General features: G+C 43.5%; 20 protein-coding genes and 1 pseudogene. 11 read left to right on the forward strand and 10 right to left on the reverse strand.

Features of this window, described 5'->3' with window-relative positions:
- The 10 genes from I6E83_RS14145 to I6E83_RS14190 form a co-directional block, all read left to right on the forward strand.
- Positions 1–472: aldehyde dehydrogenase family protein (locus I6E83_RS14145; protein WP_197102842.1), on the forward strand; the 472-nt coding region annotated here is incomplete at its 5' end.
- A 96-nt stretch (positions 473–568) separates the two neighbouring features.
- Positions 569–1,597, forward strand: coding sequence for an alcohol dehydrogenase AdhP (gene adhP, locus I6E83_RS14150; protein WP_173240509.1), 1,029 nt, complete (start codon positions 569–571; stop codon positions 1,595–1,597).
- Positions 1,598–1,916: 319 nt separating this feature from the next.
- Positions 1,917–2,243: a DUF779 domain-containing protein gene (locus I6E83_RS14155; protein ID WP_110923110.1), complete on the forward strand. Its 327-nt coding sequence runs from the start codon at positions 1,917–1,919 to the stop codon at positions 2,241–2,243.
- Positions 2,244–2,461: 218 nt separating this feature from the next.
- Complete coding sequence (locus I6E83_RS14160; protein WP_197102844.1) at positions 2,462–4,105, forward strand: GMC family oxidoreductase; 1,644 nt, start codon at positions 2,462–2,464, stop codon at positions 4,103–4,105.
- A gap of 470 nt (positions 4,106–4,575) precedes the next feature.
- On the forward strand, positions 4,576–6,216 hold the full coding sequence (locus I6E83_RS14165; protein WP_197102846.1) for an ABC transporter substrate-binding protein: 1,641 nt from the start codon (positions 4,576–4,578) through the stop codon (positions 6,214–6,216).
- A 164-nt stretch (positions 6,217–6,380) separates the two neighbouring features.
- Complete coding sequence (locus I6E83_RS14170) at positions 6,381–7,397, forward strand: ABC transporter permease (protein WP_197102848.1); 1,017 nt, start codon at positions 6,381–6,383, stop codon at positions 7,395–7,397.
- A 140-nt stretch (positions 7,398–7,537) separates the two neighbouring features.
- Complete coding sequence (locus I6E83_RS14175; RefSeq protein ID WP_197102849.1) at positions 7,538–8,452, forward strand: ABC transporter permease; 915 nt, start codon at positions 7,538–7,540, stop codon at positions 8,450–8,452.
- Between the two features lie 43 nt (positions 8,453–8,495).
- On the forward strand, positions 8,496–9,521 hold the full coding sequence (locus I6E83_RS14180; RefSeq protein ID WP_197102913.1) for an ABC transporter ATP-binding protein: 1,026 nt from the start codon (positions 8,496–8,498) through the stop codon (positions 9,519–9,521).
- Entirely contained in the window at positions 9,518–10,489 is a 972-nt protein-coding gene (locus I6E83_RS14185) for a peptide ABC transporter ATP-binding protein (protein ID WP_197102851.1), read from the forward strand. The genes I6E83_RS14180 and I6E83_RS14185 overlap by 4 nt, the downstream gene beginning before the upstream one ends.
- A complete protein-coding gene (locus I6E83_RS14190; RefSeq protein WP_197102852.1) occupies positions 10,482–11,453 on the forward strand; it encodes a DUF4424 family protein in 972 nt (323 codons plus the stop codon). The genes I6E83_RS14185 and I6E83_RS14190 overlap by 8 nt, the downstream gene beginning before the upstream one ends.
- 100 nt (positions 11,454–11,553) lie before the next feature.
- Here I6E83_RS14190 and I6E83_RS14195 read toward each other — a convergent pair whose 3' ends face one another.
- On the reverse strand, positions 11,554–11,823 hold the full coding sequence (locus I6E83_RS14195) for a DUF2798 domain-containing protein (protein ID WP_197102853.1): 270 nt from the start codon (positions 11,821–11,823) through the stop codon (positions 11,554–11,556).
- Positions 11,824–11,826: 3 nt separating this feature from the next.
- On the reverse strand, positions 11,827–12,246 hold the full coding sequence (locus I6E83_RS14200) for a nuclear transport factor 2 family protein (protein ID WP_197102854.1): 420 nt from the start codon (positions 12,244–12,246) through the stop codon (positions 11,827–11,829).
- A 161-nt stretch (positions 12,247–12,407) separates the two neighbouring features.
- Between I6E83_RS14200 and I6E83_RS14205 the strand changes: the two genes are divergently transcribed.
- Positions 12,408–13,346, forward strand: a complete 939-nt coding sequence (locus tag I6E83_RS14205; protein ID WP_197102855.1) for a LysR family transcriptional regulator — start codon at positions 12,408–12,410, stop codon at positions 13,344–13,346.
- Positions 13,347–13,399: 53 nt separating this feature from the next.
- Here I6E83_RS14205 and I6E83_RS14210 read toward each other — a convergent pair whose 3' ends face one another.
- The 8 genes and pseudogenes from I6E83_RS14210 to serS form a co-directional block, all read right to left on the reverse strand.
- On the reverse strand, positions 13,400–14,464 hold the full coding sequence (locus I6E83_RS14210) for a nuclease-related domain-containing protein (protein WP_197102856.1): 1,065 nt from the start codon (positions 14,462–14,464) through the stop codon (positions 13,400–13,402).
- 60 nt (positions 14,465–14,524) lie between these two features.
- Entirely contained in the window at positions 14,525–15,067 is a 543-nt protein-coding gene (locus tag I6E83_RS14215) for a hypothetical protein (RefSeq protein WP_197102857.1), read from the reverse strand.
- Positions 15,068–15,341: 274 nt separating this feature from the next.
- Positions 15,342–15,527 (reverse strand): annotated as a pseudogene (locus I6E83_RS14220) (transketolase-like TK C-terminal-containing protein); the annotation flags it as partial.
- Between the two features lie 36 nt (positions 15,528–15,563).
- Positions 15,564–15,980 carry a hypothetical protein gene (locus tag I6E83_RS14225; protein ID WP_197102858.1) on the reverse strand — a complete coding sequence of 139 codons (417 nt, stop codon included), beginning with the start codon at positions 15,978–15,980 and terminating at the stop codon, positions 15,564–15,566.
- Between the two features lie 420 nt (positions 15,981–16,400).
- Entirely contained in the window at positions 16,401–16,889 is a 489-nt protein-coding gene (locus I6E83_RS14230; RefSeq protein ID WP_197102860.1) for a hypothetical protein, read from the reverse strand.
- Between the two features lie 4 nt (positions 16,890–16,893).
- Positions 16,894–18,891, reverse strand: coding sequence for a transketolase (gene tkt / locus I6E83_RS14235; RefSeq protein ID WP_197102862.1), 1,998 nt, complete (start codon positions 18,889–18,891; stop codon positions 16,894–16,896).
- Positions 18,892–18,984: 93 nt separating this feature from the next.
- Positions 18,985–19,365, reverse strand: a complete 381-nt coding sequence (locus I6E83_RS14240) for a hypothetical protein (protein WP_197102864.1) — start codon at positions 19,363–19,365, stop codon at positions 18,985–18,987.
- A 13-nt stretch (positions 19,366–19,378) separates the two neighbouring features.
- Complete coding sequence (gene serS, locus I6E83_RS14245) at positions 19,379–20,665, reverse strand: serine--tRNA ligase (protein ID WP_197102866.1); 1,287 nt, start codon at positions 20,663–20,665, stop codon at positions 19,379–19,381.
- Between the last annotated feature and the right edge of the window lies 1 nt (position 20,666).

Raw genomic sequence — 20,666 nt, forward strand, 5'->3', positions numbered from 1 at the left:
GAAAATCCTATCTTATCTAGATATCGGTAAACAAGAAGGCGCTAAAGTACTGGTCGGTGGTGAACGAGCCACACACGACGGTGATCTGGGTGATGGCTACTACGTGCAGCCGACTATCTTTGAAGGCACAAACGATATGCGTGTGTTCCAAGAGGAAATCTTTGGACCTGTACTTGCGGTAACGACTTTTAAAGATGACGAAGACGCGATGAGAATTGCCAATGATACGTTGTATGGTCTGGGTGCTGGTATTTGGACGCGTAGTGTACATAAGGCGTATCGCTTTGGACGTGGTATTCAAGCGGGCCGCGTATGGACGAACTGCTATCACATTTATCCGTCGCATTCTGCATTCGGTGGTTATAAACAATCTGGTATCGGCCGTGAGAACCATTTGATGATGCTGGATCATTATCAGCAAACCAAAAATATGCTGGTGTCTTACGATCCTAAAAAAATGGGGTTCTTTTAAGCCAAAGTTCGAAGCACTTTGCAATCAAGGTTGCAAAGTGTGTTTGTGATGTTTATATAGCATTTTTATGCAAAAACTCTAACAAGGAAGAATTATATGAGTAATAAAATGAAAGCCGCCGTATTACATGAGTTTAACCAACCATTACAGATCGAAGAAGTTGATATTCCAACGCCGGGCGCTGGTGAGATTGTTGTCAAGATGCAAGCATCTGGTGTCTGTCATACTGACTTGCATGCTATCGAAGGCGATTGGCCCGTAAAACCAAGTCCACCATTTATCCCTGGACATGAAGGTGTAGGCCTGATCACCGCGGTCGGCGAAGGTGTTACCCATGTGAAAGAAGGCGACCGCGTCGGTGTACCTTGGCTCTACTCTGCTTGTGGTCACTGTACCCATTGTTTAGGCGGCTGGGAAACCTTGTGCGAGCGTCAACAAAACGCAGGCTATTCAGTTAATGGTAGCTTTTCGGAATATGTACTGGCCAATGCCAACTACGTCGGTATCATCCCTGAAAGTGTTGACTCGATTGAAATTGCACCCGTTTTATGCGCAGGCGTCACCGTGTACAAAGGCCTTAAAATGACCGACACCAAGCCTGGTGATTGGGTTGTTATTTCTGGTATCGGTGGTCTCGGTCATATGGCAGTACAGTATGCCATTGCCATGGGACTGAACGTTGCGGCAGTCGATATCGACGATGAAAAGCTCGCATTCGCCAAAAAACTAGGCGCGACCATTACCGTCAATGCTAAAAATACAGATCCTGGTACTTACTTAAAAGAAGAAATTGGCGGTGCTCATGGCGTGTTAGTAACAGCCGTATCTGCTATCGCGTTCGATCAAGCGTTGAGCATGGTCAGACGTGGTGGCACGGTGGTCTTTAACGGCTTACCAACTGGTGACTTCCCTGTCTCTATTTTTGATACGGTGCTCAACGGTATTACCATTCGCGGCTCTATCGTCGGTACGCGTCTCGACTTACAAGAGTCGTTGGACATGGCAGCAGCAGGTAAAGTAAAAGCCACTGTTAGCGCTGAGCCGTTGGAAAACATTAACGATATATTTGAACGTATGCGTAACGGCAAAATCGAAGGTCGCATTGTAATTGACTACAGTATGTAGTTATAGCTGATTCAGTTTAAAAGAGAGTCAAGGCAACCGAGCGCAGATGTATATGTGATACCTCAAGTGAGGTTAACGCTGTAACTCTTTTATAGAGGATTGACTATATTGCTTGTGAGATTCTGACATTGTCTTAATGCTTCACACATTTAATCACAAACCATCAGTCGTATCGTCTTCATTCACATGCTATAAATGATGTGAGTGAAAACGATACGGCTTTTTATATTCTCATCCAGTATGACACTTATACTTAATAAGACGCTCATAGCTAATGAGACGTTTTCTACAATCACATTCTTATGATAAGGAAATCATCATGAAAGTCAAAGCGACAGAGTCCTGCATAGACCTAATCGAACTACTTAAATCCAAGCACGGTGAGCTGATGTTTCATCAGTCTGGTGGCTGCTGTGATGGTAGCTCCCCCATGTGTTATCCGCTAGGTGAGTTTAAGGTAGGCGGCCAAGATGTATTGGTCGGTGAGATTGCTGGTTGTCCATTTTATATGGGCAAAGCGCAGCACAAATTATGGCAAAATACGGATTTGACCATTGATGTGGTTGACGGGCGTGGCGCCAGCTTTTCGCTAGAAATTCCTGAAGGCAAACGTTTTATTGTACGTTCAGAAATTTGCTCAATATAAATGACTATTAGAGCGTGTCCTTATTTCAAAATGGTGATAAATACTGCTAAATATCCTCAAAAAACCTATCAATAGGCTCCTATTGATAGTCTATTTTCTCTATCTACACGCTCTAGTCATTTTTATTTTATTATTCTGGCAAAATAATAGATATTGTAAAGAGTAGCTTACTTTGAAAAGCTCGTTTTGATTAGCATGGATGCTATAAGGAAGATAAAATGGAATTTGATAAAACGTTTGATTACGTCATCGTGGGCGGCGGCTCTGCCGGCTGTGTACTTGCCAGCCGCCTCACCGAAAATCCAGAAATCAGTGTCTGCTTATTAGAGTTTGGCGGCGAAGGCAAAGATCTTGCGATTCGTGTACCTGCTGGACTGATTCTGATGGTGCCCGGCAAACCACTTAAGCTAAACAACTGGTGCTTTCACACTACCCCGCAAAAACACTTAAATGACCGACGCGGCTTTCAACCACGTGGGCAATGCTTGGGCGGCTCATCTGCTATCAACGCCATGATTTATACACGTGGCAGTGCGCTAGACTATGAGCGCTGGGTAGAGGAAGGCTGTGATGGTTGGGGATTTGACGATGTTCTGCCCTACTTTATCAAAGCTGAAAACAACGTTCATGGCAGTAGTGAGCTACATGGCGATAGTGGACCGCTGCACGTTAGCGATTTGCTCAGTCCACGCGATATCTCAAAAGCCTTCGTAGAAGCCGCGATTGCCAACGGTCTCGACCATAACACAGACTTTAATAGCGAAAAACAAGACGGTACAGGGTTGTATCAGGTCACTCACTTTCATGGGGAAAAACAAGGTCAACGTTGCTCTGCCGCTGCAGCCTATCTACATCCTGTCCAAAGCCGGCCAAACCTAACCGTTATCACTCATGCGCAAGCCAACCACGTCATCATTGAAGATAAACAAGCGACTGGTGTGGTTTATGAAAAGGATGGTGTCAAACATACTGTCATGGCACATCGTGAAGTCATCCTATCAGGTGGCGCTTTCGGCTCGCCTAAAGTGTTGATGCTATCAGGTATTGGCCCAGCCGAGCATTTGCAATCTCACGGTATCGAGGTCGTGGTAGATTCACCTGATGTCGGTGGCAACCTACAAGATCACCTAGACGTGGTCTTTGATTACGAAGTAAATACCACTGATGTCATTGGCATTGGTATGGCAACGATTTCCCGTTTGACCAAAAGCATTCGACAATGGAGAAAGGATGGCACGGGATTGCTGTCTACCAACTATGCCGAAGCAGGTGCGTTCTTCAGTGTCGGTGATGCCCCAAAAGAGTGGCCAAACACGCAGCTACACTTCGTCATATCTCGTGTAATCGAACATGGTCGCGATCTCAGACGTGGCTTTGCCATTTCTTGCCATAGCTGCTATCTGCGTCCTGAGAGTCGCGGCACCGTACGACTAGATTCTGCCAACCCCTCTGATGCAGTCCTGATTGATCCAAACTATCTATCCCATCCAAAAGATGTAGAGTGCATGGTGGCGGGCGCTGAGCGTACCAGAGCCATCATGAAAGAGTCTCCTCTCGCCGAATACATTACGGAAGACTACCCCGCCCCCTATATCGAAAAAGACGGTATGCTCGGCTATATTCGCAATAAATCCGATACCATCTATCATCCTGTCGGTACTTGCCGTATGGGCTCAGATGAACGCTCTGTAGTGGATTTAGAGTTAAAGGTACGCGGCGTGAGCGGACTACGAGTCATTGACGCATCAATCATGCCAACGTTGATTAGCGCCAATACCAATGCTCCAACAATTATGATTGCTGAAAAACTGGCAGATATTATCAAGGCAACTCATAACCATGTCGAAAACACTGTCACATAAATAACCATCATAAAAGCATTTTATAACTGGTTGCGTCAAGTACACGTAACCAGATTATTTCTTTTCGTCTGTAATTAGTTATAAAACCATACTCAAGTAATTTCGTAATCATCTAACTCCTTACCTTAAATAAATAGATAAAAATAGTAAAATTCTGCATATTCCATTAAATTCGTGCTGTGATCGGCACATTGATGTATTTTTTATCGAAATTAGTTCAATTATATCTTGCATTATTGCAGATTAAGAGAGTATATTCGAACGAGTTGTTTATATTAATAGTTTCTATAGATATAAATTAAAGTTATAACAACCTTTAATATGTTTATTTTTGTATGTATGGAAAGTCATATAAAAGATCACATACATAGATATTTTCAAGGTTATTAAATGCTTGCTCATTATATTCATGATCGAGTACGAACATGTAGATATATGAGTAGCTACCTATCACTACATAGGATGTAATAATGCAAAAATCCCTCTTTAAACTTACCATGCTGACGACACTCATCTTAGGTATTAGTGCCTGTGGCGGTGACAATAAAACCACCGACGATTCTGCTGCTAGCTCAGATGCTAAAGCGGCTAAAACCTTGCTTTATTGTTCAGAAGGTAGCCCTGCAGGTTTCGATCCAGCACAATACACTTCGGGTACTGATTTTGATGCAAGCGCCTTCCCTATCTATAATGGCTTGGTAGAATTCAAAAGAGCGGGTACCGAAATTCAACCAGGATTGGCTGAGAGCTGGGATGTGAGCGAAGATGGTAAAACCTATACCTTTAATCTGCGTAAAGGAGTCAAATTCGGTACAACTGATTACTTTACTGCGACTCGAGATTTTAACGCAGACGACATTCTCTTTACCCTAGAGCGTATCACCAACCCAGAGTTTGAATTTAATAAAGCCTATCCTGCTGAATTCCCGTATTCGGTTGGTATGGGGTTACCTGATATTATCTCTAACATCGAAAAAGTGGATGACTATACGGTAAAAGTCACGCTCAGCGAGACCAATGCCCCATTTTTACAGAACCTAGCGATGCCTTTCGCTTATATCAACTCTGCTGAATACGCCAACAAATTGATGGCTGATGGCAATGCAGCTGATATTAATACTAAGCCAGTGGGTACCGGACCTTTCGTCTTTACTTCTTATCAAAAAGACGCGCAAATTCGTTATACCAAAAATCCAGACTATTGGAACAAAGACGATATCCATATCGACAACTTAGTGTTTGTCATCACTAAAGACTCAGCCGTACGCGCCCAAAAAGTGCAAGCAGGCGAATGTCATGTATCCGCCTATCCAAAGCCTGCTGAGATTGAAGCAGTCAAAAGTTCTGGTAAGGCAACGGTGCTTGATCAACCAGGTTTCAACGTTGGCTATGTCGGCTATAACGTTGAGAAGCCTAAGCTAGGTGACCTTAAAGTGCGTCAAGCATTAGACATGGCCATCAATAAAGACGCCATTATCAATGCGGTCTATCAGAGCGAAGGGTTAAAAGCGACCAATCCAATGCCGCCAACGCAGTGGGGTTATGACGAATCTCTCAAAGATGCACCTTATGACGTTGAGAAAGCAAAAGCCCTTATCAAAGAAGCGGGTGCGGACAACCTTTCTATCAACCTGTGGTATATGCCAGTTCAACGACCATATAACCCTAACGCCAAACTGATGGCTGAAATGCTACAAGCAGATTGGGCCAAGATTGGCATCAATACCAAGCTTGTGACTTATGAATGGGGTGAGTACCTAAAACGCGCAGCTAAAGGTGAGCCTGATGTCATCCTAGCGGGTTGGACAGGTGATAATGGTGATCCGGACAACTGGCTTGGCTCATTATTGTCTTGTGACGCTGTCGGCGGTAATAACTACTCGCGCTGGTGTAACAAAGACTTCGATAATTTAGTCACCAATGCCCGTCAGATCAATGATCAAGATGAGCGTGTGAATGAATATGTACAAGCGCAGCAGATATTCAAAGAGCAACTGCCTTGGACAACGATGGCGCATTCGGTGGTAACGGTATTCACCGCACCAAACGTGGTCGATTATAAAATCAGTCCACTTGGCTCAATACGTTTCGATGGCGTCAAGGTCGAATAACCCTGACTGATTACGTTCGATACGACATACATAATGGTTTAATTTATATTCGGCTGGATCAGGTTTCCTGCACCAGCCGTATTCATCTGCATTAAACGCGTTGTCGCGAACCCTCATATCATCGAAAGCCCTCTTATCATTGAATCACAACTATTGAGCAGCCCATGCTACTTTATATTCTGCGTCGAATCGCTATTCTCATTCCTGTCTATCTTGGCTTAACGCTATCGACCTTCACTCTGATTCGTCTCGTCCCTGGAGATGCGGTTGAGATTATGATGGGCGAACGTATGGTCAATCCAGAGCTACATGCTCGCGCCCTAGAGCGGCTGGGATTAGACAAACCTCTTCTCGCCCAATATTGGGATTATCTGACCGGTATATTGACGGGTGATTTTGGCGAGTCTTTTCGTACTCGCACCCCCGTATTACAAGATTTCTTTGCCCATTTCGTCCCAACCTTAGAGCTAGCTCTATGCGCCATTGTCATTGCTAGTGTCATTGGCGTGAGCTTGGGCATCTTTGCTGCGCTGCGACGTGGTACTTGGATTGATTACACCCTCATGTCAGGTGCGCTGGCAGGGTACTCTATGCCTATCTATTTATTGGGCCCCATCCTCACAGGAATATTTGCTCACTACTTAGGCTTGCTACCTGTCGCTGGGGTGATCTCTGTTGCACAGTTCTTAGATGTGCAGCCCTTATACGGCTCATGGTTGCTCGGCTCTCTCACATCGGGAGAACCTGGCGCATTCTGGAACGTGGTCAAACACTTTATCTTGCCCTCTATTGCGTTATCGACTATTCCGCTTGCAATGATTGCACGGATGACGCGCTCGGCGATGCTAGAGGTATTAGATGAGGACTACGTACGTACCGCGCGCGCCAAAGGTCTATCACCAAGCCGCGTAATCATGGTGCATGTGATGCGCAATGCCTTGATTACGGTGGTCACTGTCGTTGGCCTACAGATGGCGACATTACTCGCTGGTGCGATTATCACCGAGACCATCTTTAGTTGGCCAGGCGTTGGGAATTGGCTACTCGATGGATTTTTCACTCGTGATTATCCTATTGTACAGAACGGTATTTTATTGGTCGCTACCGCCCTGATTTTGGTTAGTTTATTTATTGATATTTTGTATGGTCTTATCAACCCACGTATTCGACATACTTCTTAATCTAACATTGATAAATACTCATATTATAAGTAGTGAAAAATAGCGATTGCATGGTTTTGAAGGTTTTTGGCAGGTTTCTAATGACTGTTAGGAAGGAAGCCCAAACGAATCCAATGCGCTAGCCACTATAGGAAATGCTCATGAAGCCTTCTGCTGTTCCCTCTGATCTTAAGCTTGCGGCACTCACGCCGCCCTCGTCTTGGCAGCTATTTTTATCGACGTTTTGTCGCAATAAAGGCGCGGTACTTGGTTTTATTGTACTGGCTTTGATGGTCCTTATTGCCATACTCGCGCCCGCCATTGCCCCTCACGATCCTTACGAACTGTTCACCGGTCAAGAGCAATTGCCACCTGCCTTTCTAGATGGCGGTAATAGCATGTTTTGGTTAGGCACTGATGATGCTGGTCGAGATACGTTGTCTCGAGTGATGTATGGCGCACGTTATTCACTGTTTATCGGTCTGAGTGCCACGACGCTTGCGATGTTGGTTGGTATTTCACTTGGGCTAAGTGCTGCGTTTTGGCCGAAGGTCTGGGGCAAAGCGGTCATGTTGGTCAATGACATCTTGATGTCCTATCCAAGCTTACTATTGGCAATTATCATTGCCGCTATCTTAGGGCCATCTATGACCAATACGATCATTACCATCGCACTGGTCTGTACACCGCCTTTCATTCGTCTGACTCGTGCTACGGCTATGGTAGAGCTACAACGTGAGTACTTTATCGCCTCACAAGTAATGGGTGCTGGCGTGCTGCGCTTATTGTTTATCACCATTTTGCCTAACTGTATGGCACCACTCATCGTACAGGCGACAATGATTTTCTCTTCTGCCATTCTAGAAGCAGGCGCGATTGGTTTCTTAGGCTTTGGCGTACAGCCACCCGATGCAGAATGGGGTGCGATGTTAGGTACGGCACGTCAGTATATTCAGAGTAATGTTTGGCTCGCTATTTGGCCGGGTGTCGCTATTTTCTTGGCTGCTCTGTCGATCAACCTGACTGGTGATGGCTTACGCGATGCGCTAGATCCCAAATTAAAGCAGGTGACCTAAGATGACTGATCCATTAATTAAAACGCCTATCAACCATACCTCTATGAATGGCACATCAAAAAAAGAATCACCATTACTATTAGATATCGAGAATCTATCGGTTACGTTCGGTAAAGGGATACGTGCTTTCCGTGCAGTCGATGATGTGTCATTGAAAATTGCACAAGGTGAAGTCATCGCCGTCGTGGGTGAATCTGGCTCCGGCAAATCCGTCACTATGATGGCACTGATGGGACTGTTGCCGCCCTCTGCGACGGTACGTGCTCAGCGAGTGGTGTTTGATAACAAAGATATGCTTAGCATGCCAGCCAAAGAGAAGCGCGGCATCATTGGTAAAGACATCTCTATGATTTTTCAAAATGCAATGTCTTGCCTAAACCCAAGCTTCACCGTTGAGATGCAATTGGGCGAAGTACTACGCAAACATCTTGGTTTGCGAGGCGCAGCAGTACAGACGCGCATATTAGAACTGCTAGAGTTGGTTGAGATGCCCGATGCCAAGAATCGTCTCAAGGTATATCCGCATCAGCTATCAGGTGGTATGAGTCAACGGGTTATGATTGCGATGGCAATTGCTTGTGAGCCAAAACTACTTATCGCAGATGAGCCAACTACCGCACTCGATGTCACGGTACAAGCGCAAATCATGGACTTGCTGAGCCGATTGCAACGCGAAAAGCAAATGGCGATGGTATTGATCACTCATGACTTGGGACTGGTCGCACAGAACTCACGTGATGTCGCGGTCATGTATGCCGGACAAGTGGTTGAAACCAGTACTGTACCGGAGATTTTCCAAAATCCTGCTCACCCTTATACCGAGGCATTGCTACAAGCCATCCCTGAGCTGGCTATCGGTCAAGACCGTCTAAACAGCTTGCCTGGTGTCGTGCCAAGTCAATACGATCGCCCAAGCGGCTGCTTACTGTCTCCTCGTTGCCCGTATAAAGAATCCGCTTGTGAAGTACCACCGCCTATTTTAGATACACCAACTGGTAAGGTACGTTGTATTGATTCTAATATTACCTCTCGCCCCTCTCACGCTGCTACCTTGGAGTCACAAGTATGAGTAACAAAGTGGTCTTAAAAGCAGACAACCTACACAAGCACTACCCAGTATCACAAGGTCTGGGCAAAGCCAAAGCGTATGTCAAAGCCCTCAATGGTATCTCATTCGAGCTTGAAGCTGGCAAGACATTGGCCGTCGTTGGTGAATCGGGCTGCGGTAAATCCACTCTTGCCCGCCAGCTAACGCTGATCGAAGCGCCTACTCATGGCGAGCTGTTTATCAATAATGAAGCAACAACTGGCTATAGTAGAAAGGCGCTCAAAGATTTACGTACCGAAATTCAAATGGTGTTTCAAAACCCTTATGGTAGCCTCAACCCACGCCATACTATCGGCTATCAGTTGACTGAACCATTGGATATCCATACCAAACTCTCTAAAGAAGAAAAGCGTGACAAAATCAACGAGATGATGAGAAATGTTGGTCTACGTCCCGAACATGCAGGCCGCTATCCACATATGTTTTCAGGTGGTCAGCGCCAACGTATTGCCCTCGCCCGCGCGATGATGCTCAATCCTAAAATTGTAGTCGCTGATGAACCAACTTCTGCGCTCGATGTATCGATCCAAGCTCAAGTCTTAAATCTATTTATGGATTTGCAGGATGAGTATCGTACCGCTTATGTCTTTATCTCGCATAACTTGTCAGTCGTACGCCACGTCGCTGATGATGTGATGGTGATGTATTTAGGTCAAGCTGTTGAGCACGGCCCCAAAGAAGCGATTTATAACGCGCCAAAACACCCGTATACCATCGCCCTATTGGCTGCTGCACCAACGGTAAATGGTCATAAAAACGATCTGACGCTACAAGGTGAGCTACCAAGCCCACTCAATCCACCAAGTGGCTGCGCCCTGCACAAACGTTGCCCATATGCCAAACCACAATGTAGCGAAGTAGAGCCACAACTGCGAGAATGGGACGGTCGATTGGTTGCTTGTTTACGTTTGGAAGAAATATATGGATAAGCGCCATCTGATGTTTAGTGGTACATTAGCTTGCACTATGCTACTAGCGATGGCTGCTGCTCAAGCGAACGACACTACGGGCTACGTCGGCACAGGCGGTGTTGAGTATCTGAAAAATAAAAACATCAGCATGCATAGTGAGGATTTATACATCTCAAAAGATGAAATTCGCGTCAATTATGAGTTCAAAAATCTCAGTAATAAAGACATTACTGAGACGGTTCTTTTTCCTATGCCGGCTGTGCCTAGCTCTATAGACTCAGATTACGCTGATATAAGTGCCACTTATGATAACTTTAAAGTTTGGGCCAGTGGTAAGCCTATTATTCCTAATCAGCATGTTCGTACTTTTATGTACCCGATCATCATCAAAAATGGTGAGAAAAACTATGCGGAAAAAGCTATTGATACCACCAACCTTTTTAAGGCGTGTGGTATTAGTGATGCTCAAATGATGTCACCTTGGACCTATAAATTTGATACCGATGATATCAATCAACGGCTTTTGGATTGTAATAGTAAGACACTCAATAACTTTATCGATGATAGAGAAAGTCTCTATATACCTTGGGATTCACAAATTATTTATAGTTGGGAGCAAACCTTTAAAGCCAATACTATTACCAAGGTCAAACACACGTATAAACCGTTAGTGGGTGGCTCGGTGCATCTAGGTGAGGAAGAGTTTCCAAATTTTTGCGTAGATGCTTCAACTCAGAAAGGGTTTAACAAGAATGGTGGTCGTCCCTATCATGCCTTAAGCTATATCCTGACTACGGGAGCAAATTGGGCCAAACCGATTGCCAACTTTAAGCTGACCGTAGAGCGCGACCCTAACGAACTGGTCTCATTCTGCTGGAAAGGTAAGGGCAACGTTAAGAAGGTTGGACCAACGACGTTTGAAATCAAAGAAAGTAATTTTGTGCCAACTCATGATTTTGACGTCGCTTTTATCATGAAGTAGCGGTTAGTTTATAGAGTACGTCTAGCGCACCGATAAAACTTGTTTCAATAGCAGTCGTGGCAATAAATTCAAGCGTTCTGAGTAGTAGCGCTCTGATGAATTATGAGTCTAGCAGCCTTTTAGTCAATTTCTGCACCGGATTGGCTATTACCATGACACAAACAAAGGCGACAGGCGCTGCCAGCATCCAAGCCTTAAACCAGTAATAAACAAACCTATCCACCATACCAAGGTTGATAAAGGTAATATAAACTGTCATCATCCCTGATAATGAGACTGCCATAATTGCAGTATTAACAATACGGAACTTATAACTTTTTCGCTTCATCTGATCCATAAACACCTCAAGCAGTTTCAACGTTTTATTCACCTTCTATCTTGAGATTTGCATAGCAGCTTCTAAAGCCGCTGTATCCTCGTGCATACGGTACAGACAAATCTCACCAGCATCGTTAAAACGTACAATCATTGACCATAGGCTATTAAATACTTTCTCCGTGTGTTTGACTGTGTGAGCAAGCTTGCCAAATCTGATCACATAGTTATCAGCGACGATAGACTCCTCCATTATAAACTCGCCAAACTCGAACATTTTTGCAAGATTTTTAAAAAAATTAATGCCATCATCTTTGCCACTGTGCGTCCCATAAATAGGCACCTGACTGTCTGTATCCTCTCGAAAAACCACGAATTTAACGTTTTCATCACATCGCTGCATGGCTTGCTCATATTCACCCATAAAGATGTGTCCCAAAAATTGATCGAGTGTTTGGGTGTTTGATGGTGATTGCATACGTCTCTCAATATTTTATAAAGTAGATAACGAGTCTAATATAGTAGCGTAAAGATAAACAGATGATAGATAGGCAATCACTGTGCAAAAATGCACGGTGAAATTTGCTAAACTTATTATTCATACTGACATTAGTGCTTAGACTAAAAGGTGATAATGAGATGCAGTGGGATGATTTGGCTTACTTTGTTTGCTTGGTGGAAAAACAAACTCTGACTGCCTGTGCTGAGGAAATGGGCGTACAACACAGTACCGTGGCGAGGCGAATTGATCATCTTGAGCAAACATTAGCGGTAAATCTGTTTGATCGACTAGGCAAACGCTATGCACTGACGCCAGAAGGGTCGATGCTCTACAGCCAAGCCATTGAGGTCGAAAAAGAGATAGCTGTATTTGAGAGAATGGCGATTGATCAGAACGCAATGCAGGGAAAAGTTGTTATATCGGCACCACCTGTCTGGGCGAATGAAATACTGATACCGGCGCTGACTGAGTTTCGCCAGCAGTTCCCAAATATATTAGTCGCGTTGAGTGGTGAAGTTGGCTTGAGCAATTTACATCACAGAGAAGCAGACATCGCCATAAGAACGCGTTGTCCTACACAGGAAGATCTGGTTGCTCGTATAATTGGGTCCACAAGATACGGTTTCTTTGCTAATAATGAATACCTCAAAAACACCCATTCTGATCAATGGCAATTAATAGAGTTTCAAGCTAATGCTAGAGTGCTGATTTGGTCACAGGCGCTAATGAAACAGCATGCCTATACGGTTGCATTTAACACTAATGATTTATATATGGCCTGTCATGCTGCTCGTAAAAAAATAGGCATCGCGTTACTGCCAGAATTTTTAGCTCACCAATACCCAGAGCTGACGACAGTTGACCCTATTAATCGAGTAGCGCTGACCGCTCGAACACAACCAACATTGGAGAACATCCATTCTTCAACACTCGTTTCAGACAATCAGGATTCAATCTCAAATGCCAGCATTCCACTCACTCAAGACTACCCTCTCTATCTTGTGATGCATCCCGATGTCAGACGCTCTGCACGAGTGAGAGCAGTTGCTGATTGGTTAATTGCCAGTTGTGCTTAACTAAAGCTATATAGAGTACAGCTTGTATAGAGTAAGGCTTATATAGAATACCGCTAGTTCATATTCACCACACCGCGACATTTAGGAAATTTGCTACAACCAAAAAAGACCTGACCTTGGTGCTGGCCTTTTTTTGCAACACGTTTGACCATTGCTGCCTGACATCTTGGACAGGCAGGTACTTGCTCTGTAATAGCTGTATGATTGATTTGCTCAACAGCTTTAAGATCGATGCTATTAGACGTGATAATCTCACATTCAGCCGTTTTAAAATCATTGCCCGATAACTCAGGCTCTACAACCTCAAACGGTGTAAGAAACACTTTATTAGCCATATCATACGGTGTACTTGTCTGCTGCGTATTCAGACTATCAGTTGGTAAATTACTAGAATCAATTTCAGTCTGACCAGACCATTGCAGCACTTCTCGGCTTTTCAGCGTGGCTCGTTTAGCGGTTTCTCTTGCTATCGACTCTGCTGCAAGTTTATTTGCCATTTTAGCAACTGGTTTATCATTGGCGTTACCGCTAGGCTGTTTGCTTGAGGGGCTATGCTTGTCTTTTAGATAGGCTTTATGCTCTCGATTGGTGCGCCAAGACTTACTAAATCTGTTGCTATTAATCTGCTCAACGATGGACTTAACCTCGTCTTCAGTCAGTATTTCATCCTGCTTTTTCTTCACATAAGACACCATACCACTCGTCAATACATGTTCGGGCAACTCATCACGGGTTTTCAGCTCACATTCACCGATGAAAGCAATCATCGAGTGAAAATAGCTCAGCTCCAACCCTAATAAATCGGCGAGCGTTTTGATGTGCAGATAATTTTGGCGCAGTGGGTTCTGAAATTTGAATTTACTTCCATTCGGGAAAGCTTGTGTCCATTGCTTTTGCTTCTCGCTACCATATATCCAGCCTTTATAATTTTTGGTTTCGATGACGAATATGCCGTATACAGAAACGATAACATGATCAATTTGGGTACTGCCGCCATTGTCTCTTGGTAAGGTAATACCGTTTAATCGGTGGTAAACATCTTTTTCAAGCTTTAACCACATGGCAACGTTGATGACGGTTTCACCTAGGAAACCTTTAAAGCTGGATTTTAGGGACATAATAGCGATCTTTAGAATGGTTATAGAATATGCTAGGCGTACTAACGAAACTCTCTAAATTTAATTAACTAGCACTCTCTTACGACGCTTTAAAGGCTTAGCGTAATTAGAAGAGCATGATCTGATATGTTTATAAAAACTCTTATAAACCCGATCATACTCTTCATCAAACTGTTTAAGTACCTCTAAAGTACTATCGCTAGGATTGGTTTCATATTCCTGCTGTGCATTTATCAGGTTTCCCCCTGCATTTAAAAACAACTCATATTTTTTCTCAAGCTCTGGAAAATATAAAGCTATCAAGATTTCTATCTTGCCACCTTCTCTGTAAAATCCATCAACATCTAAAGCTTCATCGCCATTGCTTGAAAAACTTTTGGATTGAATTTCCTGAATAATGGCTGCAAAATCAACCAGTCTAAAAGCCACTTCCTCAAACTTTATTCTCAAAAAGGCTTCATACTCCTTTTTGCGTTTAGATTTTTGAGTAATGAGAATACCACATAGTCCAAATATTCCGATTATGCAGGCTGCTATCAAGCCTTCACTTAGTGCAATATGTTTTAGCCATGTAATAACATTTGCCAGTTTGATACTATCCATCTATTTTTTCCAATTCTGTAGTCATATAATTTATTTTTATATGAGAGCTGCACGAGACGTAAAATGTAACTTTGTGAGCAATCAATCTATTCTAATTTACCACTAAATCATTATATTGAGGCACAGAATTTAGTACTGATTGCAGCAGTTATTTTACCAATCACCATGTTGATGAAAGCAGACCAAAAGAAAAGCCAAAGATTAAGCCATAAAAAGAGCCACCAGATTTCTCCGGTAGCTCTTTCTTGTTTAAACACTAACTAAGTTAGGTTTATTACACCAAACTATTTACCGCTTCAATCACAGCGTCAGTTGTAATACCGAACTCTTTATACAAGTCGCTAGCAGGAGCAGATTCGCCATAAGTGGTCATACCGATGACTTTGCCATCTAGACCAACGAATTTATACCAGTAATCTACATGCGCCGCTTCTACTGCGACGCGGGCACGGATATTGGCACTCACATCAAATATTCATTTAATATAACCAATAAACTAACCTTTTAACGACTCACTCCATTGTCTGATATAGTCCATTTGCTTATTTACTGTGGTTAATTTATCTTGATCATCGCAGTAATCAAAAGTCCTAACTCGGTTAGTACCTTGCTTTCCCATTTCAATTATATAGCCAACTTGTCCTTGTGACATTTGCTGCCCCATGCTTGAGCAGACAAAATCTAATCTACATCCATTAATACATATAACAATGTTTTTAGGCTCTAATAGTGCTCTTAGTCCGAATAAAGCTTTATAAAAATCACTATCTTGAAATTGATACCTACCAAGTCCAGCCAATACAAGAGTTAGTCCAACATTTTCAGAAGAATCCGAATAGCTTTCAAATATTAACTCAGCACTTTCTTTAATTTTATTGTTATAGATAGCTACTTTTTGATGCATGATATCCATTTTGGTCTCCTTCATTTTAGGTTTATAGGGGTGCGTCCTGCTCACCTTTCAGACTAAACTACTAATTAGCCGTAGGGTGCGCCTAGCGCAACGATCAGATGTGTATCCTTGCATAAAAATGCGTATTGGGCGAACCTTACCTCTCAAAATCAAGCTAATCCTAATTTATCATACAATAGTTACCTTATGACGCATTTCAGCCTTGATTGAAGCTGCTATCCTGCTGATAACAATGGTGTTGCAAACTGTGATTGGATATGGTCACTTGAATGATGGAGTGCTTCCAGACACAATAGTCCGTATGCCATTGGTGAGGTATAAAATACCAAAATCAGGAACCAACTCTAAAACCGAAACATTAAACACAAAAAAAGAGCTGCCAAATTATTTGACAACTCTTTTCAATTATATGGCTATTTACTATTTACTTTCCCATTGAGAAAAAGCAAAAGCATTATCACTAGCAAACCTTAAATTATAAGACTCCAAAAACCTTCTTCCATCCAAGGAACTATATTCGATAGTTATAGGTAAGTAACTTCCTGACTTCCAACGTCCATTCATTTCTTCTCCATATGCTGAGAAAGAATTGGTAGTTGTTTTCCCATTAGCCAATATAGGAATAATCATTGAACTAAATAGTATTTTCTCAGCGTCACGAGGAATAACATCTCCATTGACGCAGGCTAATGCGTCTTGTTTTTTGGCCTTAATACTAATATCTTTAGCTGGAAGGTTTCCAGTATTTTCGATTATCATGTTTAAAGCAATAGGTGAATCGATATCAGAAGATAACCTTACAGTCACAATAGGACGGTTGACCTTTCTCCACAGTATCCAGTTTATAGATACTGAGGAAATAGCAATAATTAAGGATGCAACGCTGATGATTAGTGAAAGGCTTAACATTTAATTACACCAGACTATTTACCGCTTCAACCACAGCGTCAGTCGTAATACCAAACTCTTTGTATAACTGGTCTGCAGGAGCAGATTCGCCATAAGTAGTCATACCGATGACTTTACCATCTAGACCAACGAACTTATACCAGTAATCTACATGCGCAGCTTCAACTGCGACGCGAGCACGGATATTGGCAGGTAATACGGCTTCACGATAGCTAACATCTTGCTCAACGAAAATCTCAGCACATGGCATAGAGACTACACGGACGCCAACACCGTTTGCGCTCAATGTCTCGTACGCTTCCATCGCAAGGCCAACTTCTGAACCAGTAGCGATGATGATGGCTTGTAGCTCACCTTGCTCTTTCGCAAGTACATAACCGCCTTTGGTGATGTTCGCTACTTGCTCATTATCACGTGCTTGATGTGGCAAGCTTTGACGGCTAAAGATCAATGCTGATGGGTTATCTTCAGACTTGATTGCTTCTACCCAAGCACTTGCAGATTCAGTCGCATCACACGGACGCCATGTGCGTAGATTTGGCGTGGTACGTAGGCTAGTCAATTGCTCAACTGGCTGATGCGTCGGGCCATCTTCACCCAGACCGATAGAGTCATGTGTATAGACATGGATGACGCGCTGCTTCATCAATGCGCCCATGCGTACCGCGTTTCGTGCGTATTCCATAAACATCAGGAACGTCGCTACGTAAGGGATAAAGCCGCCATGGAGTGCGATACCATTGGCAATCGCGGTCATACCGAACTCACGTACACCATAATAGATATAGTTGCCGTCAGCATCTTTTTCGATGCCTTTAGCGCCTTTGAATAGCGTCAAGTTCGAGCCAGCTAAATCCGCTGATCCACCTAGCAATTCTGGCAATAATGGCTGTAAGGTATTGATCGCATTTTGACTGGCTTTACGACTGGCGACATCGCCGCCCGCTTCTTGCGTTTGCTGAATATAAGCTTGTGCTTGGTTATCAAAGTCAGCAGGCAAATCACCATTTAGACGGCGCAATAGCTCAGACGCCAGTTCAGGATAGGCTTTCTTATAAGCGTCAAAGTCCGCATCCCAGTTCTTTTGTTGTACGTCACCTTTGGCTTTAGCATCCCATGCTTCATAGATTTCATCATCTAATTCAAATGGCGCATGCTTCCAAGACAGTGCATCACGAGTTAAGGCGATTTCGTCATCACCAAGTGGTGCACCATGACTGGCTGCTAGACCCTGTTTGTTCGGGCTACCAGCACCGATCGTGGTTTTGCAAATCAGAAGACTTGGTTTGGTAGTCTCTTTTAGCGCTTGTTCAGTTGCTTGCGTGATTGCTTCAGCATCATGACCATCGACTTTGATAACTTGCCAGCCATAAGACTCAAAACGCGCTTGCGTATCATCAGTGAACCAACCTTCGACATTACCATCGATAGAGATACCATTGTCATCATAGAAGAATACTAGTTTGCCAAGACCTAACGTGCCAGCCAATGAACAAACTTCATGACTGATACCTTCCATCAAGCAACCATCGCCTAAGAATGCGTAGGTGTTATGGTCAACGATGTTATGGCCTTCACGATTGAACTGCGCGGCTAAGGTTTTTTCAGCGATTGCAAAACCAACGGCATTAGCAATACCTTGACCTAGTGGACCAGTAGTTGTCTCAACACCTGGTGTATAGCCAAGTTCAGGATGACCTGGGGTTTTTGAATGCAACTGACGGAAACCTTTCAGATCATCGATGCTCAAATCATAACCAGATAAATGCAGCAATGAGTAAATAAGCATTGAGCCATGACCGTTCGATAAGACAAAGCGGTCACGGTTGTGCCACTGTGGATCGGTTGGGTTGTGCTTCAAAAACTTGCGCCACAGAACTTCAGCAATATCAGCCATGCCCATCGGAGCGCCTGGATGACCAGAGTTGGCTTTTTGTACCGCGTCAAACGACAGTACACGAATGGCATTGGCTAATTTACGTTCGCTAATTGGAGCTGGCATAGAGTGTCCTAAGATTAAAGGAGAGTTTATTTGATTGAAAAAAGTTATTGAACTAAATTTGCTTAGATACTGAAATAGATGGCTCATTATAAACTAAGTGGCAACAATTTTCCCTGTTACCCCTAGTCCAGAACTTGATCGGGTCACATAATAAAAAATCAACTGATCGTTAACGACTTCAATATGATGTTTCTCAAATTCTTGATAGCAAACATACTGAAGCCATTTCTCCTCTAGAAAATCTGCTATTTGCTGATGGCTTACATTATGTGCAAAGCTGCAACACAACGTCAGCATACAATTTGCATCATCATGGCGCTCTTGATAAAGAAAGTCGCAACCAAGATTTTTTTCCATACAGCAGAAAAACACATTGGCATCTATTTCAAAGCCTAACAAATCGTCACCACTACTTTGACCATGGATGAGATGTTGTGAGTAATTGAGCAGATCAATTGTAGACAATGTCTTCATGACGTTACTATTATTACAACTCTATTCTTTCAGCACCGCCCATAAACGGACGCAATACTTCTGGAATCGTGATGCTATCATCAGCATTTTGATGGTTTTCCATGACTGCCAATAGCGTACGACCAACGGCTAAACCTGAACCGTTCAAAGTATGAGCCAAGCTGGTTTGTTTGCCGTCTTTGACACGTGTGCCCATGCGGCGCGCTTGGAAATCACCACAGTTAGAGCAGCTAGAGATTTCACGATAGGTATCTTGGCTCGGTAGCCATACTTCGATGTCATAAGTCTTTTGTGCTGCAAACCCCATATCACCAGTACATAGCTGAACCGTGCGGTATGGCAGGTTCAACTGCTGCAAGATATATTCAGCTTGTCCAGTCATTGCTTCTAGCAACTCATCAGACTGCTCAGCCGTCGCAATATTGACCATTTCAACCTTTTCAAACTGATGCTGACGGATCAGGCCACGAGTATCACGGCCATGTGAGCCTGCCTCACTACGGAAACAAGGCGTATGCGCGGTAAACTTAAGTGGCAGCTCGCTAATGTCCAAACGCTCACCACGTACCAAGTTGGTCATTGGTACTTCAGCGGTTGGAATCAAATAAAAGTCCATGTCCTCATTGTTTGTGTGATTTTTCAGCTTAAACAAATCATCTTCAAACTTTGGCAGCTGCCCTGTACCTTTGAGGCTGTCTGAATTCACGATATAAGGCACATAGGTCTCAAGATAGCCGTACTTCATCGTGTGCGTATTGAGCATAAATTGAATCAGTGCGCGATGCATCTGCGCCAACTGTCCTTTTAGCACATTAAAGCGACTACCAGTCAGCTTGGTCGCCGCTTCAAAATCAAGCATACCAAGTGTCTCACCAATATAGGTGTGATCTTGAATCTCGAAGTCAAATGTACGAGGCGTACCCCACTTGCGTACTTCTACATTGTCATCTTCTGACGCACCCACTGGTACATCGGCTGCTGGAATATTAGGGATTTGCATACCAGCTTTTGTGATACGTTCTTGCAAAGTGCGCAATTCATCTTCAGCCGCTTTAATCTCACCACTGACGCTTTGCATCTCAGCCAATAGCTCACTGGCGTCTTCGCCTGATTTTTTTAGCGCGCCTACTTGCTTAGCACCAGCATTACGGCGCGACTGCAACTCTTCAGTTTTGATCTGCAAAGATTTACGTTCTGACTCAACTGTTTGCCAAAAATCTATGTCAAGTGCATAACCACGAGTGGCCAACTGCTGTTGTAAGTCGATTAAATCGCCGCGTAAGAGTTTCGGATCAATCATA

It is taken from the genome of Psychrobacter sp. SZ93C1 (genome assembly GCF_015864635.1).
GTDB lineage: Bacteria > Pseudomonadota > Gammaproteobacteria > Pseudomonadales > Moraxellaceae > Psychrobacter > Psychrobacter fozii.

Bases quoted from the DNA above. Each gene is read 5' to 3' on its own strand.
- I6E83_RS14165 (WP_197102846.1), top strand. From the start codon at position 4,576: ATGCAAAAATCCCTCTTTAAACTTACCATGCTGACGACACTCATCTTA.
- I6E83_RS14185 (WP_197102851.1), top strand. From the start codon at position 9,518: ATGAGTAACAAAGTGGTCTTAAAAGCAGACAACCTACACAAGCACTAC.
- I6E83_RS14240 (WP_197102864.1), bottom strand. From the start codon at position 19,365: ATGAAGACATTGTCTACAATTGATCTGCTCAATTACTCACAACATCTC.
- I6E83_RS14230 (WP_197102860.1), bottom strand. From the start codon at position 16,889: ATGTTAAGCCTTTCACTAATCATCAGCGTTGCATCCTTAATTATTGCT.
- adhP (WP_173240509.1), top strand. From the start codon at position 569: ATGAGTAATAAAATGAAAGCCGCCGTATTACATGAGTTTAACCAACCA.
- I6E83_RS14215 (WP_197102857.1), bottom strand. From the start codon at position 15,067: ATGGATAGTATCAAACTGGCAAATGTTATTACATGGCTAAAACATATT.
- I6E83_RS14200 (WP_197102854.1), bottom strand. From the start codon at position 12,246: ATGCAATCACCATCAAACACCCAAACACTCGATCAATTTTTGGGACAC.
- I6E83_RS14180 (WP_197102913.1), top strand. From the start codon at position 8,496: ATGAATGGCACATCAAAAAAAGAATCACCATTACTATTAGATATCGAG.
- I6E83_RS14175 (WP_197102849.1), top strand. From the start codon at position 7,538: ATGAAGCCTTCTGCTGTTCCCTCTGATCTTAAGCTTGCGGCACTCACG.
- I6E83_RS14155 (WP_110923110.1), top strand. From the start codon at position 1,917: ATGAAAGTCAAAGCGACAGAGTCCTGCATAGACCTAATCGAACTACTT.
- I6E83_RS14210 (WP_197102856.1), bottom strand. From the start codon at position 14,464: ATGTCCCTAAAATCCAGCTTTAAAGGTTTCCTAGGTGAAACCGTCATC.
- I6E83_RS14170 (WP_197102848.1), top strand. From the start codon at position 6,381: ATGCTACTTTATATTCTGCGTCGAATCGCTATTCTCATTCCTGTCTAT.
- serS (WP_197102866.1), bottom strand. From the start codon at position 20,665: ATGATTGATCCGAAACTCTTACGCGGCGATTTAATCGACTTACAACAG.
- tkt (WP_197102862.1), bottom strand. From the start codon at position 18,891: ATGCCAGCTCCAATTAGCGAACGTAAATTAGCCAATGCCATTCGTGTA.
- I6E83_RS14190 (WP_197102852.1), top strand. From the start codon at position 10,482: ATGGATAAGCGCCATCTGATGTTTAGTGGTACATTAGCTTGCACTATG.
- I6E83_RS14205 (WP_197102855.1), top strand. From the start codon at position 12,408: ATGCAGTGGGATGATTTGGCTTACTTTGTTTGCTTGGTGGAAAAACAA.
- I6E83_RS14225 (WP_197102858.1), bottom strand. From the start codon at position 15,980: ATGGATATCATGCATCAAAAAGTAGCTATCTATAACAATAAAATTAAA.
- I6E83_RS14160 (WP_197102844.1), top strand. From the start codon at position 2,462: ATGGAATTTGATAAAACGTTTGATTACGTCATCGTGGGCGGCGGCTCT.